This window comes from Peribacillus sp. P4_C12 (assembly GCF_056402095.1).
In genome coordinates this window covers 16,333-31,555 of record NZ_JBFUIB010000006.1, presented here as the reverse complement: position 1 = coordinate 31,555, position 15,223 = coordinate 16,333, and the positions used below count along the sequence as shown (strand labels likewise).

Sequence of the window (15,223 nt, the reverse complement as noted above, 5' to 3'; positions counted from 1 at the left end):
GCTGGGCCATCTCATTTTATGAAAACGGGTTGAGCGTTTTCATCATGAAGATTTCAACTTTCCATCATCTAAATCAGCTTTTCTGACTAGATTTCCATGTTTCTTCTATTATATCATACGATTTTTTTCAATTTCCATGTTCTTTAGCCCAAAAACCCCCAAAGTAGAACGGCCGCGGAATAAACAATCCCAATCCAGAACATCATGACAACGGTATAGCCCATCACATCTTTTAACTTCAGACCTGATAATGCTAATGCTGGTAAAATCCAGAAAGGCTGCACTAAATCGTTCCATGCATTTCCGAGCATAACCGCCATTGATGTCTGGCTAATCGATGCACCTAATTCTTTCGCAGCGTCAATCATAAATGGTCCTTGAACCACCCAGTGTCCGCCAGCCGATGGTGCAAAGAAGTTAATAAAGAAAGAGCTGATTAATCCCCAGAATGGCAGTGTTTCTGCTGTTGAGAATTGCACAAACCAGTGAGCAAACGTATCTACCAGTCCAGAACCAGCCATGATCGCCATAATACCGGCATAGAATGGGTATTGAAGAATAATACCAGAAATTGTTTTAATTCCTTCATTTAAACTAGAAACATAATTAGCAGGAGTACCTAAAAGAATAATCCCAAGGAAGAGGATGATGAAGTTGATCATATTAAGATCTAACTTTCCTCCCTGATTAAAAGAGGCAACAACATAAATGACTCCAATACCACCGATTGCAAGAGAAAGCAAACGGCTATTGTTTAGTTTTGTTGCAAGTGTTGGTTCTTCATAAGTACTTACAGTCGAGGCCGCTGCTACTTGTTCCTGTGCCTCGACATCTGGATTAATTTCGATGATATTTTCTTTCTTTTTCGGATGAAGCCATGCATTTAAAAGTGGAAGTGTAATGATAACAACAAGACTAGTAATCAACATCGGAGCAGAAAAAATCGTTTCCGCTAACGAAACCAATCCCATATTACCTTCCATCGGATGACCTGCAGTCGAGATCAAAACGGGAATACTTGCCGAAAAACCTAGACCATACAAGGTAAAACCACTGTATGCAGCTGCGATAATAAGTGGATAATGAACCCCTTTAACCTTTAAGGCTAACTTTTTGGCAATGATTCCGCCGATTACTAACCCAAATCCCCAGTTTAAGTAACTACCAATTCCGCCTACAAGCGTGGCAACAATAATGGCCATCTTAGGTGTTTGAACGAGTAATACAATTCTGTTTAGAAAACGGTCAATAATCGGTGCTTTCGCTAATACATAACCCATTGCTAGGATAACGGCCATCTGAGTTGTAAACGATAACAAATTCCAAAAACCAGAACCCCAGCTAGTTGTTGCGGCAATGAACCCCTGCCCTTGAACTAGCATCGCCAGTATCATTGTCAAGATGGTTAAACCAATCGCAAACACAAACGGGTCGGGTAAATACTTTCTCATCAGATTCGTAAAAAAACCTGTAATTTTCTCCACAGTTATGCCCCCTTAATATTATGTTACTATTTTTTATCCCCTAAGTTAACGCTTACATTTCTTCTATTAATTTTAAGTAATTGAATCCTTTTGGAAGCACCTCCACACAATTAAGAATTTTTTAAAACAAAAAAACCTAGCCACCAAAAGGAATCAGAAAACAGAAAGGTTCTCTCATTGTCTCTTGGAAAAGCTAGGTATCCTTAATTTAAGTTGGAATTGGTAGATTCCGTCATTAAGAAGATGCTTTTCTTAGTTAATTATTATAAAAAATATATTCCACTTTATGAATAATGTCAAACTATTTTTTATTTTCTAAATGATTAATTTTTTCAAAATACCTTTTATAGGCTGCTTTTAAGGCAACAATGACAGAATTGGTAGATGGAGCAAAATAATGATCTTCTATCCTGTGAATAAGTTCTTCGATGCCATTAGATAATTGATACCCGACAATCAGCCGTTTGATAAAATCCTTGGCTAAATCCGTTATAAAAGTAAATTCAGCATTCACAATCGAATGGTTACTAGGATCAATCTCCAGAACAATCCCTGCATGTTTATAAACTTCAAACATAGCGCTCCCAGTCGGCGCCTTAGCATATGCAGTAACAAGTACAGTATTCATGTCATGTTGTTTATTCATGTCAGACCACCTAACTTCTATTTTTATTTACTACCTTTTTTATCATAGATTCTTGGACCCATCTTGGTAGAGTTTTTTCGAACATTTTCATATATAATCCCTCACATATTATGATAAGAATATCTCATATAACAATTATATTTACAACAACGTTCCTAGGGTCTAGACTATAAAAATTTTTAATATGGAATATTTTGAGTATCACGGGCAATCACTTACTCATAGCGATTAGGTTTTTAGGTAGCTTTTTTAAAAGTGGGATGTGCAAATTAACACTTAAATCACGCGCAAAATATCTCCAAAAGTTACAAACGAGATGTGGCGTTTTAGTCCGATAAAATAATTCCTCGATGCTTATTGTAGCAACCTCGCTAGAATATACGATAAGTTCTACGGACACAGGAAGTCGATAGGGGTGGCGTAAGGAAAATAACCCACCGGCTACCGCATTTTCCGGAATGACACCATCACATGTACCTTTGTTTCTTATTTCAATTAATTTAGCTATTATTCAGAAATAATAGTCTCTTAACATAAACAATATTTTCATCAACGATAAGTTTCTGTCGAAATTTTGACACAATTAGGAATATATAATTTAATTTAACAATAGATCTATAAATCTATTACTGCTATAAGGCTTTATCATGAAGGAGGACTTTTGATGGAAAACAAAATTAAAGAAAAAATTAATCAGGGCGAATCGGTTTTAGGAACTTTTTTTGAACTTGGTGGTACTACAGCTGTAGAGTGCTTGGGTATTGCCGGATTAGATTTTTTGATTATTGATGCGGAGCATGGTCCTTTTGATGTAGAAAGCTCTATGGATTTTATGCGTGCTGCAGAACTGAGAGGAATTACTCCATTCGTACGGGTAAAGGATGTTTCTCGATCTTCTATCCTTAAAATGCTAGATATAGGGGCTAAAGGCATTGTCGCTCCTTGCATTGACACTATTGATCAAGTAAAGCAATTGGTGGAATACGGAAAATATTATCCTATTGGTAAACGAGGCTTTACTCATGCTAGAGCAGCTAGTTATGGGTTTGCAAGTTTTACAAAGAATATGGAGGAATATTTCAATATTTGCAATGAAAAAACACTGATCATTCCTCAATGTGAAACTCAAGGGTGCTTGGATCATATTGAAGAGATTGTAAATATTGATGGGGTAGATGGAATTTTCATCGGCCCATATGATCTTTCTATTGGGATGGGAATACCCGGTCAATTTGCAGATCCAAATTTTGTGCAAGCCATTGAGCGAATTTTGAAAGCATGTAAAGAAGCAGGGAAATTTGCATTTATTTATTCAACAGATAATAGCACAGCAAAAAAATACTTAGCTGATGGATTTGACGGTGTTGCGATAAACATGGATGTTTCTGTATACATTAATGCATTCAAATCGATTATCAGCGAAGTAAGAAGTAAATAACTTAGAACCTGGACTGAGAAAGGAGAAGTTTGCTATGCCAGAACCAAAACGGTATTCAATTGAATTTAAGATAAGTAGCTGGTTATCCTTCTTGCCTCTGGTTATTTTTATGATAGCCTGCATTCTTTTCTTTGTTGTATTCCGTGTATATGAAATGGATGCCTTAGCCCTGGGCGGTTTTGTGGCGCTTATTATAGGAAGTTTTTTCGCAAAGAGTAATGGTAAGTACTGGAATGGTGTTATTAAAGGGCTGTCTTCTGAGATGGCTAATATGCTAATCCTTATTCTTTTTGTAGTCTCATTCTTTGGAAAAATGATGGCACAGGCTGGTGCGGCAGAAGGTTTTGTCTGGCTTGGTATGCAACTTCACCTGACAGGCGCTCTTTTCACATTGTTTACCTTTATCACTGCCACCATTTTAGCAACTGTAACTGGAACTTCAATTGGAACACTGACGACAGCTTTTCCACTTCTTTACCCCGCCGGCATTTTGCTGGGGGCGGATCCGGTGTTTTTAGCAGGCGCTATTTTAAGCGGAGCTATTTTTGGTGACAGCATTGGGCCAATTTCAGATGTCACTATTGCGAGTTGTGCTACCCAGAAGTATACCAGAAAAGAAGGTTTCGCAGAAATCGGAGGAATGGTTCTATCACGATTACGCTATGCTTTTGCAGCGGGGGTGATCTCCTGTGTGCTTTTCTTGGTTTTTGGGGGGGCAGGCCAGGAAATAGATCTTGCCGGTCAAGATTTAATCAAACAATACTCTGATCCAAGCGGCTTAATTATGTTAATCCCAATCGTAATCCTGTTGTTCGTTGCAGTAAAAAGCCAGAACATCTACTTAGCCGTTACGATAGGCACTTTATCCGGCATAGCTATCGCATTGCCACTTGGCATTTTTGGGATAACCGATATCTTTATAGTGCAGGATGGCCATTTAGGTGGATTTCTTATCGACAGCATCCGAGGTGTTATGAGCACTGTTGTGTTTTTGATGTCATTATTTGGTATTGTAGGAATTCTTGAAGAAAGCGGTACGATGGATAAGATCATGGATCGCTTAATAAACAGCAAACTAGCTTCTACGGCAAAAGGGACAGAGCTTATTATTATGATAGGGACAACTCTTTCTGGCTTTTGTCTTGGTGGTGCTAATGGACCAGCCTGTATGATGTTCGGTCCCCTCGCTGACAAATTAGGAAAACAGAAGCAGCTCCATCCTTATCGCAGAGGAAACCTATTGTCTGGATTTGCCTCTACACTTCCCATTTTAATTCCATTTAGCAGTCTGTTTATTATTATTACAAACGCAAATATAAATAGCTTAGTTGAAGAGTTTTCATTTATCCAGCCTGTTAACCCAATACTGATATCAGCAGGTGCATTCCATCCCATCGTTCTTTTCCTAGTCTTCCTGTTTGCGGTTGTTTCAGGATGGGGGAGACTTTTCGAAGGCCAAAATGGAGAGGCTTTAAAACAGCCAGAACAGAAGGTCCATTATCAAAAGTCTCATGACTTGGTTAAGTAAATATATAAAAAAGGAGCTTAATTATATGTATAATTTTGCAAAGCGTATGGAAGAGGTATCCGCGAGTGCGGTTCGAGAGATTATAAAATTAATGAGCAATCCTGAGATTATATCTTTTGGTGGAGGAAGCCCTGCAAACGAGTCGTTCCCGATTGATACAATTCAAGATATTATAGATAAAGCATTAAGAGAAAATGGAAACCAAATTCTGCAGTATGGCGTGACAGAAGGTTGGAAGGCTTTACGTGAAGCTTATTTAGAGCATATTGCTTATCCAAAGGGAATAAGTGCCTCATTAGAAAATGTAATAACTATTACTGGAGCAACACAGGGTATTCAATTAATATCCGATGTGTTTTTGGATCCGGGTGATGTCGTATTAGTAGAATCTCCTACTTTTTTAAGTACATTAATGGTTTTTAATAAAAATTTTATTAAATGTGTTCCGGTGGAGACGGATGAACATGGCATGATAATGGAAGATTTAGAGGAAAAGATAAAAAGATACCATCCAAAAATGCTTTACTCTATTCCCACATTTCAAAATCCAACTGGAATAACTTTACCTTTAGAACGACGCAAAAAAATTGCAGAACTAGCGTCTACTTACAATATGATGGTAATGGAAGACGATCCTTATGGCGATTTAAGATACAGAGGCGAAGCGTTACCACCTATTAAATCCTTTGATCAGACTGGACACGTAATTCTTCTAAATAGTTTCTCTAAAACTATCTCACCTGGTTTACGTGTCGGTACAGTTTTAGCAGAGCCAGAAATCATACAAAAATTAATTATCGCGAAGCAGTGTGCTGATACCCATACTACTAATTTGACACAGGTAGTTTGTGCAGAATTCCTAAATCGGGGGTTATTACCAGGACATTTAAAAGCCATTGCACCAATATACTCGGCACGAATGGATGCAATGTTAGAAGGTATTAAGAACTACTTCCCTACTGGTACACAATATATCCAGCCAGAAGGTGGTCTTTTCATATGGGCAGAGCTGCCTGGTGAGCCGGATATGCAAGCACTACTAGAAAAGGCAGTAAGAGACTGTAAGGTCGCCTTCGTTCCAGGTAAACCATTCTTTGTGAATCCGGAAGACGGAAGAAAATCCTTACGGTTAAATTTCTCTTCAAATACTCCAGAAAGAATTGAAGAGGGCATGAAACGCCTGGGCGGAGTGTTATCCGGAATCGAAATTTCTTGAAATTTTAAATACCAATAGGTTTATTTAACCTATTGGTATTTTTATTTTATTAGTAATCTTTCATCTACACTTAAAATAATTGTACAGAAATGAAATCAATTCTGTTATCATAAATGATGCTTCTTTTTGTAAAGTGTTCTATGCTATTTACATTTTACAAAAGAGCGCCTTTTTGTGATTTATTCACAAGAAAGTATTTATAGTCAATACACGCAAAATTTATATAAAATGTTTGATAAGCTACTATAAGGTAGGAGGGTGTCTATGGAAAAAGAAGAATTTTATGAAAAAGTCAAAGAAAATCCTTTTGTGGCGCTTGGTGACTTGGTTTATGATTTTCTGTTCGATAATATTATTACAATGAAAATACTGCCAGGATCAAGAATTAATGAAGTAAAGATTGCGAAAGAATTAGGAATTAGCCGTTCACCTATACGAACAGCAATAGAACGACTGGTTAATGAACAGCTTATTGTTAAGGAAAGTGGTAAGTACCCCTTTGTTGCATTAATCACACCTGATGACTGCCTGCAAATTACGCAAGCTAGGGTTTTCATTGAAAGCAATGCCAGCTACCTTGCAGCTCAGGCAATTGATCAGGCAAACCTTGAAAAACTAAAAATGTTGGCGCTGAACTTCGAAAAAATTGTGGAAAGTATTGAATTGAATGGTTTTGAAACTTGCGATCATGAATTTCATAGTTGCATCGTCAATGCTTCTGGCAACCCTTACATTATTGAAATGTACAATTGTATTCAAAGCCGAGTACTTAGGTATCGATATTATTTGAGACATCGCCTGGGAAATCAAACTCTGCAGACAATATTGAAGGGGAATATTAAGTCCCACCGGGCCATATGTTATGCTATGGAGATTGGCCTTCCTACTATCGTCAGGGATGAAGTTGCACGTCATTCAGACGCCATGCGTGATATCTTTGCTAGGTGGTAGCAAAAAGCTGAATCTTAGTAAGGAGCAATAATAATCATCCCTTAGCTGATTTTGCTCTTTCTTGACTTGTCCGATACTTGAAATTCAATTTATTTTTTAGACAAGACAAAGCGAGAGCATTTCGAATCTTTATTTTCTAAATAAATTTGTATTCATATCAGATTAACTCGTTTTTTCCATGAATTCTCTTAAATCGTAAAGTAGAGTCGGACCTTTTTATAATGAAAATTCCTAAACTTGTATATTCACTTTTCCTAATGCTATCCCATCCATCAGCTGGTGGTTATTTCCATAAATTCTTCGATTAACTTGCATGTTAGTTTAAGTGCAATTCTTCACAATGTTTTTTTGCATAAATATCCGGTTTTGTTAGGAAATATTATTCCATTAAATACTTCTTATAGGCATATTCGAGGGTGGGTTCAAGGAAGTTCTGCATGGGAGGTGAGCCTATTCACAGAATCCTCACTTCGCATCGCTACATTGATACAACCCTAATAAAGAAATCAATGTTTCTTCCTTCATTGTTTTCCTCGCCGAAGCTTTTTCCTCTCACTCAAAAAGCAACCCACACAGCAGCCGCCCGTATCTCCTCCAACACGGTCTCCAGAACTCATCGCTAATGAAGATAGCTATCATTCACCGTTCGTAAAAGTACACTTTTGCGAACGGGGCATTTTTTTATAAAATCACCTACTTTTAACGTCCGTTAAAGTATGGATAAACAAAGTGGGAAAAATTTTGAACGAGAACAATATCAATTGTTAAAACGAATGATCCGGAAAGGGGATGTTCTTTACATTCATTCACTGGATCGTTTTGGACGGAACAAGGATGAAACCCTTAGATTCTAAGACTAAGTGTTTTTATTTGTCAGATTGACTTAAGGTTGTAAATGAGAAAGGTGTCACGATTGTTTGCTTAATTGGCTAGTAATTTTGTTCTTAATCTTGACATTTCTTTATCCATTAAGGAAGAAGCTTTGGCAAGCTCAATTAGCTGCTTTTGAGCATCCTCAGGTATAGTCTCGCCTTGATATTTATAGTTTAGTTTATGCTCGGTGGATGCCCAAAAATCCATAGCGGAAGTACGAATTTGTATTTCTGCAGGAACCCATATTATTTCGTTGGATAGGATGACTTGGGTTTCTACAATCAGGTGCAAACTTTTATATCCGCTCATTTTCGGGTCCTGAATATAATCCTTTACGCGTATCATTCGAATGTCTTCACGTTGCTCGATATGCTCCTTCAACATATATACGTCATCAATAAAACTTGTGACAATTCTAACTCCCAAAATATCTCTTATTTCATTCCTCACCGCTTCTTGTGTTAAAGGAATTTCTTTTCTTTGTATTTTCTCCACCAAAGATCTTAATTTTTTCATACGTGTTTTCATATGTTCAATAGGAGAATAGCCATGTTGTGTTTTCCACTCTAAGTCAATAACCTTGAAATCACTTTCTAATTCATGTAATGCCATTTGGTAAGGTAAAAAGAAACCCCTCCAATTGTCTAATACTTTTTGAATAACCTCGATTTTCATCTTTTTTTTCAGCATGTCCACAGCCCTCCTGTTATTATTCTGTTATCATAACCAAGATACCCTAAAAAAGACAAACAAAAAAATACGAAAATTAATCAAAAGTCAACTTCAGGAATGGATCGAATGCCTTCCCATCTATATCAAGGCTTATTTGTCGATTTCACTCTGCGAAGTTTGAGTAAATAACAATTCTTGCAAGCCAAGGAAACGGCCCTTCTTTATTCTTTAATTGCTCCATTGAATTAAAAGCTTAAATATATGCCTCTTACGTGATCTTCTGCTCTTAGCCAATCTTTGACGATAGTATAAGCAAGTCTAACAAGACTTTGTGTGTACTTATCAATCCATACTTCTAGAACTTCCTTCTTATTCAAAAATTCGCCCCCTATTCAAAATTTTATTGTCTTTGTTTTTTCGAAAGTAAGATGCATTTAAATTAGGAAAGGTTCCATTTTTTTATCATAATTAAAAAAGGGCTAAAGCTTATCCACATTTGGACTTACCTCTGTCAAGTAGACAACTAAAAAAGGCTATGCTGCCATCTGGCATCGATATTCAATCGGTGCGAGGTGGCAGAGGCGTTTTTGGAAACGTTGATAGTTATAAAAATAAATATAATCTTCAATGGCTGCTTATAGTTCTTCTTCAGATTCAAAGTGATTTAAATAAATACATTCTGATTTTACATGCGAAAAGAATGATTCAATACATGCATTGTCATGGCAATTTCCCTTACGGGAGTGGCTGCCAATAACACCTAGGTGTGCTAAATACTTATGATTGGCGTGAGATGTGGACTGAAACCCCTGATCCGAATGGAGAATGGTTCTGTACACATTTCTTTTTTCTGTTACTAAATCTAATGTATCCATCACAAGCTGTAAATCATTCCGTGAAGACAGCTTCCAATCAATAACCTCTCTCAAAAAAATCTGTTCAAATCAATCGCTTTCTGCACACATGATTTCTACTTTTAATCGTATCCGTATCTTAGATACGACAGTGTTTCAACTGCCTGATCATTTTGCCACTGACTATCAAGGTTCAGGTGGGAGTAGTAATATGGCAGGCGTGAAAATCCAATTGGAATATGATTTACTGAGTGGTCAATTCATACCAAAATATAATTGTTTTTTACATTAGTTAAATAAAACCTATATATTAACCCTGTACAATTATGCATGAGATCAAAGAGAGGTGAGGGTGAAATGAGAAAGGTATCGTTCATGTTGGCTGTTATGGTTTTAGTTGTGTCACTATCATCTTTAGTCGGGAATGCTTTTGCCGAAGAGCAGGAATTCCCGCGCGGAAAATCGGTTAATGTCAATGTGATGTCTTATAATATTCATCACGGCGAAGGGGTAGACGGCGTTTTGGATTTGGAACGAATTGCACGTATCATTGAAGAGGGGGAAGCCGATATTGTTGGTCTGCAGGAAGTGGACAACCATTTTTCCGAACGCAGTGACTTTCAAGATCAGGCAAAATGGCTGGCAAACCGGCTTGGAATGTTTTATACATATGCCGCGAACCTTGATTACAAACCGTTAAATGAAGGTGAGCCACGTCGCCAGTATGGGACAGCCATTTTAAGCAAGTACCCAATTTTAAAAGCTGAAAATCACCTGCTGCCGAAAATTGGAAATACAGAACAGCGAGGACTGTCGGAAGTGACCATCAACGTGAAAGGGAATCACCTTCATGCTTATAACACACATCTATCACATTTGACTTCAGCTGAACGTCAAATCCAAATGGAGGAAATTATCCAGATTACTGGTGAATCAAAAGGGCCAAAAGTTATTATGGGTGATTTGAATGCGACACCTGAAGTTAACGAAATGAAGCTAATGTATTCCAATTATATTGATGCATTTGCAAATCAAAATGAGGCATACACTTTTCCTGCGGAAAACCCAACAAAAAGAATCGATTATATTTTTACCTCAAATAATATTGAAACAAATGGTGCCCGGGTGATTGACACTCTTGCATCAGATCATCTTCCATTGATGACTACGATTGTGCTGGATCGGGCTGAGCCTTTTAATAATGGAGAAAAGTAATTCTTTCGGGGTCCCTTCGCTTTTTGCGAGGGGCTTTTTTAAAACGTGCTATCTGTCAGGTTAAATCACAAAAAATTTTCAAATTTACCCTAATTATTTAAATGGTAAAAAGGGTAAATGATTTTTAATTTATTTTTGCTAAATCAGCTAATAGATTCTAATGTGTTATTCAATTAAAGGGCACGATTGTAAAAGATCCTAACTAAATATTTAAACGACTTTACTGTTATATTTTTTTCTTCTACTCAAGTACTCTAAAACTGCATGTAATTTTTCGTCTATCGTATATTTAGTCAAAAAAACTGCACCTCCAATTGTTAGATGTTGCCTAACAATTGGGGTGCAGTTCAAACCCTTGGCTCACTCATAAATCCATCCCCCTCTTTAATCAACTAACGTAGATATCCAATCGCTCTATTAGGTAGGTCCTTGTATAAACCCCTAGTTTAGTGGATTGCCACTTTACTCCAGATGAATGAAGGAAATTTGTAAAAGATCTTGATTATTTGGTCTTAACTCTGCCTTTAACGGACGCCACTCATCATATCATTTACCGGGACATTCTTTTAGCAATGAAACCGAAAGCTTGTCTTATCAACGTTGGTCGTGGAGCATTGATCGACGTAGGGGATTTAATACTTGTTATGCAATCGGGACATCTTCAGGCAGCAATCCTCGATGTATTTGAGAAAAAACCGTTGCCAAAAGACCATGTCTTCTGGTCAATGTTGAATGTGTATGTCACTTCTCATCTGTCAGGACCAAGCACTACGGACGGAGTGAGCCAATTTTTATGTAGAAAATTTAAAACGATTCTTACATGAACAACCATTACACGGATTAGTAGATCCAAAACGTGGGTATTAAAAAAGGATTTGTTGTCAAAAGGGTTAATTCACCATGTGGAAATATATGTATCCTGTAATTGGACCTAAGAAGCTTTAGTCATTTTTAACTATATTAATAATCAGTTTATTCTGATATTATAAAAGGGATAAAGGGTAGAGGAGGAAATAACATAAAAAGCTTATTTTCAATCTTAAGTACCTTTGTGTTAGTTCTGGTAGGTGGATTGGTATTAGGAACTTCTTCAGCTCAAGCAAGTGTTCCTCAGTATTCTTTTCAAACAGAAGATGGAAAATGGGATGGTGAAATTGGAAATCCTAACATAGGTAGTAACTTAGAGGTAGAACTAGTTCCCCCTATCTATTTAAAGACCTCTTCTGGAAGTAAGTTATTGACTAATTATAGTAACATATGGGCTCGTCTCTGCAATGCTAGTACGGGAAAGTGCACAGGCTATCATAGTTTAGCAGGTGGAAAGACATTGTTCACAGGCATGAAAATAGGTAAATTTTATGTTGATGTGAAAGATGGATACTCTTCTGGCAATGTATATGGAAAACTACAAATTGTTTTCAAATAACTTGTATTACTTGCTACTCATTCTTAATGGGTAGCTTTTTATATGAAAAGTTTCTAATATAAATTAATATCTAAATATTTTTGTGTAATTTCCTAAGATTGAGCTTTACCACGGCCCTTTTTTCCAGAAAAGAAGCGCAGTTTACTGACATGACTAGTAGGTTTACAAACGCTACACGAGCCATAATACTACAAGATACAGAACATGGTGCTTGTGTAGACATGAAATAAAGTTTGATAATTTGTTAATGAACTAACGGGGCAGGTTAGTTTATTGATTTTATTTCTCTTATTTGGAGGCAACTTGACTGATTTAGAAGAACAATCAACGACTACTTTAATAGCTCAACTAACATATAGCCCTCTATATATCATCACTGTAGTAATTGCTCTTGGAGTACTTATTTTCTTACGAAGTGAGAAGGGTTGCTTAATGCTTTTTTATAAAATATGCGCTGTAGGTTACATTATCATCTATCTCCTAGCTATTTATTTTTATTTGATAAACCCGAATTGATGCACAGTTTGATGCCAACTCTACAATAAATCTTAATGAATTAACAGGTCCGTTAGTGGAATAAGGAACATTAAATTAATCAAACTTTTTTATAAAAAGTAATTCTGTAAAATAGAAAATAACCATCGTTTTGTTCAATCTTTGTTAAAAACGATGGCTTTTTGTATGCAGTAAAATCAAAGATTTAGAGTAATCTTTGGTCAAACTTTATTCTAAAGCTACATCAACTTTATGAAGTTTAATTTCTTGAGGGCTTTGTTTGTGTAGCTATTTTACTTCGTGAAAGGGGCGAGAGGATGACCAGAACTTATAGGGGAAGTATTATTTTTCAAGCATAGGCATCTTGTCCAAGAGGCTAATAAGATTGGTACTTCTAAATGAGATGCACGAAAAAAGGAGAATCTGGTATTAATTCATTTAAGGGGTAGCCTCACATAATCATCAAGCTAAGAAAAACAATTACCCCCAAAACGAAAATTTTAGAAGTTCTTTACTGGATAAAGCTTAAATTTTTCATCTTGGGGGATATATCGATTGTTAGCTTGAGGGGCATGTGGCGGTACCCCATAAAGAGCAAAAAAACTTTTGCTCAATGTTGAAGTTTAAGTAAAAGTTCAATCATTAAACTTAAAATATTGGGCTTTAGGGAACTCGTTTCCCTTAACTCCGCAGACCTTTCGGCTCGGAATATTCTAGAATATTCTTGAATGCGTTACTGCGGCTTTACTTACATTTGTAATTTCAATTTTCCTTCACTGTTTTATTATTTTCGACATAGAGTTCTATTGAGTGATTTATCCACGAATACTTATCTGTATATTTTTGGGTCTAATTAAACAAGGGTAGTTACTAACTAAAATTTATATTATTTTTAAATTTTTCTTTTTTCGCACAAGAGTGGAGATGTTTACTTGGAGTTTGTCAGCACATTCCTGCATAGTAGCAGTCTGTAAAAGCATTTGTGTAATATACCGTTTTTCGAACTTCTCCATAGCATCTTTAAGAGGAACAGTAATTTCTGATGTGTTATAGTCTATATTTTGTATAAGTATTTTTGTCTTCTTTAAAATTGAAGTTGGTAACTCTTTCAAAGTAATCCTACTATCTTCACTCATATGATACATTCGCTCTACGATATTTTTTACCTCTCGAATATTACCTGGCCAATCATATTCCAAACACTTTTCCAATACAATGGTATCCATTTTCTTTTCAATTAAGTATTTTTGTTCTAATTTTTTTAAAAAGTAGAATAGAAGTGCAGAAATATCTTCTTGTCTTTCTTTTAATGGTGGTATTGTAAGATTAAGTACATTTAGCCTGTAATAGAGATCTTGACGAAATTTTTTTTGTTCAATCAAAGATTCAAGATTGCAATTTGTTGCTGCAATAATTCGCATGTCTACTTCGTAATATTTTGTTCCTCCCACTTTTCTTATTTTGGAGTCCTGTAAAACATTTAATAGTTTAACTTGTAATGGATAGGGAAGATCCCCAATTTCATCTAAAAAAATCGTACCTTTATGCGCCGTTTCAAACAAACCTTCTTTTGACTGATTAGCTCCCGTAAACGCTCCTTTTTCGTAGCCAAATAATTCTGATTCTAGTAGATTTTCTGGAATTGCTCCACAGTTTATTTTAACAAAATTACCCTTTCTTTGACTTTGTTTATGAATGTATTGGGCTATGACATCCTTCCCTACTCCAGACTCTCCTAGTAGTAGAATAGGAGAGTCATTTTTTGAAAAACGCGATGCAAGGGAGACAATTTGGTGCATAATCCTGCTACGGTATATAAGCTGATCCTGCGTATCAAGTTGTTCTTTGACTTGTTCTAATGCTATTTGATAGGCAGTGTTAATTTGTTGTACTTCCTCTAATTCTTTTTGTAGTCGATTAATTTCGGTCACGTCTCTTACACTTGTAACTACAAATTGAACTTCGTTATTATCATTTAACACAGGTGTTGCTGTAAGCATGGCTTTTTTGCCATTGTAATAAGAGACCATTGAACTGTGCATTTTTTTCGTTTGAATTGCAACTGTACTGGCGGAATTGGGTAGTCCACCGTTCTCCAACAAATTGAATACGCTTCCAAAAGAATTCAGATGTTCCATAGACATTCCGGAAATTTCCAATAAAGCTTGATTGTATAAAAGTGGATAACCACTTTTATCACATACAAATAAACCATCATAAGAAGTGCTAAAGATGCTAGTGAACAATGCAATAAGTTGATTATTATCTTTATTTTGAAAATGGGGGGCTGTATACATCTTATTCACATCCTTACTATTATTTGGTTTATATTTACTTTTTTGTAAATTATAAATATTTAAAATATTTAAAATTCATTATACATACGCAAAAATGCATATGCAACATATAAAAAATCAAATAATAG

Annotated in this window: 14 protein-coding genes and 2 pseudogenes; 9 read left to right on the top strand and 7 right to left on the bottom strand. The window is 36.1% G+C overall.

From position 1 onward, the window contains the following. Window positions 1–143: 143 nt before the first annotated feature. A complete protein-coding gene (locus tag AC1DUW_RS03105; RefSeq protein WP_477641972.1) occupies window positions 144–1,484 on the bottom strand; it encodes a short-chain fatty acid transporter in 1,341 nt (446 codons plus the stop codon). Window positions 1,485–1,785: 301 nt separating this feature from the next. After that, window positions 1,786–2,130 (bottom strand): DUF3870 domain-containing protein, encoded by a 345-nt coding sequence (locus AC1DUW_RS03100; protein WP_477641971.1) that lies wholly within the window; start codon window positions 2,128–2,130, stop codon window positions 1,786–1,788. Between the two features lie 664 nt (window positions 2,131–2,794). On the opposite strand from AC1DUW_RS03100, the gene AC1DUW_RS03095 reads away from it, so the two are divergent. The 5 genes and pseudogenes from AC1DUW_RS03095 to AC1DUW_RS03075 form a co-directional block, all read left to right on the top strand. Continuing rightward, a complete protein-coding gene (locus AC1DUW_RS03095) occupies window positions 2,795–3,568 on the top strand; it encodes an HpcH/HpaI aldolase family protein (RefSeq protein ID WP_427698957.1) in 774 nt (257 codons plus the stop codon). Between the two features lie 34 nt (window positions 3,569–3,602). Then, complete coding sequence (locus AC1DUW_RS03090) at window positions 3,603–5,096, top strand: Na+/H+ antiporter NhaC family protein (protein ID WP_477641970.1); 1,494 nt, start codon at window positions 3,603–3,605, stop codon at window positions 5,094–5,096. A 25-nt stretch (window positions 5,097–5,121) separates the two neighbouring features. Next, a complete protein-coding gene (locus AC1DUW_RS03085) occupies window positions 5,122–6,312 on the top strand; it encodes an aminotransferase-like domain-containing protein (protein ID WP_477641969.1) in 1,191 nt (396 codons plus the stop codon). A gap of 264 nt (window positions 6,313–6,576) precedes the next feature. Beyond that, entirely contained in the window at window positions 6,577–7,263 is a 687-nt protein-coding gene (locus AC1DUW_RS03080; RefSeq protein WP_477641968.1) for a GntR family transcriptional regulator, read from the top strand. A gap of 716 nt (window positions 7,264–7,979) precedes the next feature. Beyond that, window positions 7,980–8,111: pseudogene (locus tag AC1DUW_RS03075) on the top strand (recombinase family protein); the annotation flags it as partial. Between the two features lie 73 nt (window positions 8,112–8,184). On the opposite strand, the gene AC1DUW_RS03070 reads toward AC1DUW_RS03075, so the two are convergent. From AC1DUW_RS03070 to AC1DUW_RS03055, 4 genes are all read right to left on the bottom strand, one after another. Beyond that, window positions 8,185–8,826 carry a GTP pyrophosphokinase gene (locus tag AC1DUW_RS03070; protein ID WP_377431224.1) on the bottom strand — a complete coding sequence of 214 codons (642 nt, stop codon included), beginning with the start codon at window positions 8,824–8,826 and terminating at the stop codon, window positions 8,185–8,187. Window positions 8,827–9,053: 227 nt separating this feature from the next. Further along, a complete protein-coding gene (locus AC1DUW_RS03065; protein WP_377431221.1) occupies window positions 9,054–9,185 on the bottom strand; it encodes a hypothetical protein in 132 nt (43 codons plus the stop codon). Between the two features lie 156 nt (window positions 9,186–9,341). Continuing rightward, window positions 9,342–9,437, bottom strand: coding sequence for an IS3 family transposase (locus AC1DUW_RS03060; RefSeq protein WP_387787229.1), 96 nt, complete (start codon window positions 9,435–9,437; stop codon window positions 9,342–9,344). A 6-nt stretch (window positions 9,438–9,443) separates the two neighbouring features. After that, a complete protein-coding gene (locus AC1DUW_RS03055) occupies window positions 9,444–9,737 on the bottom strand; it encodes a DDE-type integrase/transposase/recombinase (RefSeq protein WP_477641967.1) in 294 nt (97 codons plus the stop codon). Window position 9,738: 1 nt separating this feature from the next. Here AC1DUW_RS03055 and AC1DUW_RS03050 point away from each other — a divergent pair. From AC1DUW_RS03050 to AC1DUW_RS03035, 4 genes and pseudogenes are all read left to right on the top strand, one after another. After that, window positions 9,739–9,927, top strand: a pseudogene (locus AC1DUW_RS03050) (IS4 family transposase); the annotation flags it as partial. 92 nt (window positions 9,928–10,019) lie between these two features. Beyond that, window positions 10,020–10,877, top strand: a complete 858-nt coding sequence (locus AC1DUW_RS03045) for an endonuclease/exonuclease/phosphatase family protein (protein WP_477641966.1) — start codon at window positions 10,020–10,022, stop codon at window positions 10,875–10,877. A gap of 506 nt (window positions 10,878–11,383) precedes the next feature. Next, complete coding sequence (locus tag AC1DUW_RS03040; RefSeq protein WP_477641965.1) at window positions 11,384–11,701, top strand: NAD(P)-dependent oxidoreductase; 318 nt, start codon at window positions 11,384–11,386, stop codon at window positions 11,699–11,701. Window positions 11,702–11,928: 227 nt separating this feature from the next. Beyond that, a complete protein-coding gene (locus AC1DUW_RS03035; RefSeq protein ID WP_377431213.1) occupies window positions 11,929–12,303 on the top strand; it encodes a hypothetical protein in 375 nt (124 codons plus the stop codon). Window positions 12,304–13,679: 1,376 nt separating this feature from the next. Here the strand turns inward: AC1DUW_RS03035 and AC1DUW_RS03030 are convergent. Continuing rightward, window positions 13,680–15,095, bottom strand: coding sequence for a sigma-54 interaction domain-containing protein (locus AC1DUW_RS03030; protein ID WP_477641964.1), 1,416 nt, complete (start codon window positions 15,093–15,095; stop codon window positions 13,680–13,682). Window positions 15,096–15,223 lie beyond the last annotated feature (128 nt).

What these genes read in the sequence shown, in the direction of transcription:
- AC1DUW_RS03100 (WP_477641971.1), bottom strand. Translation starts at nt 2,130, where the DNA reads ATGAATAAACAACATGACATGAATACTGTACTTGTTACTGCATATGCT.
- AC1DUW_RS03095 (WP_427698957.1), top strand. Translation starts at nt 2,795, where the DNA reads ATGGAAAACAAAATTAAAGAAAAAATTAATCAGGGCGAATCGGTTTTA.
- AC1DUW_RS03090 (WP_477641970.1), top strand. Translation starts at nt 3,603, where the DNA reads ATGCCAGAACCAAAACGGTATTCAATTGAATTTAAGATAAGTAGCTGG.
- AC1DUW_RS03085 (WP_477641969.1), top strand. Translation starts at nt 5,122, where the DNA reads ATGTATAATTTTGCAAAGCGTATGGAAGAGGTATCCGCGAGTGCGGTT.
- AC1DUW_RS03080 (WP_477641968.1), top strand. Translation starts at nt 6,577, where the DNA reads ATGGAAAAAGAAGAATTTTATGAAAAAGTCAAAGAAAATCCTTTTGTG.
- AC1DUW_RS03070 (WP_377431224.1), bottom strand. Translation starts at nt 8,826, where the DNA reads ATGCTGAAAAAAAAGATGAAAATCGAGGTTATTCAAAAAGTATTAGAC.
- AC1DUW_RS03045 (WP_477641966.1), top strand. Translation starts at nt 10,020, where the DNA reads ATGAGAAAGGTATCGTTCATGTTGGCTGTTATGGTTTTAGTTGTGTCA.
- AC1DUW_RS03030 (WP_477641964.1), bottom strand. Translation starts at nt 15,095, where the DNA reads ATGTATACAGCCCCCCATTTTCAAAATAAAGATAATAATCAACTTATT.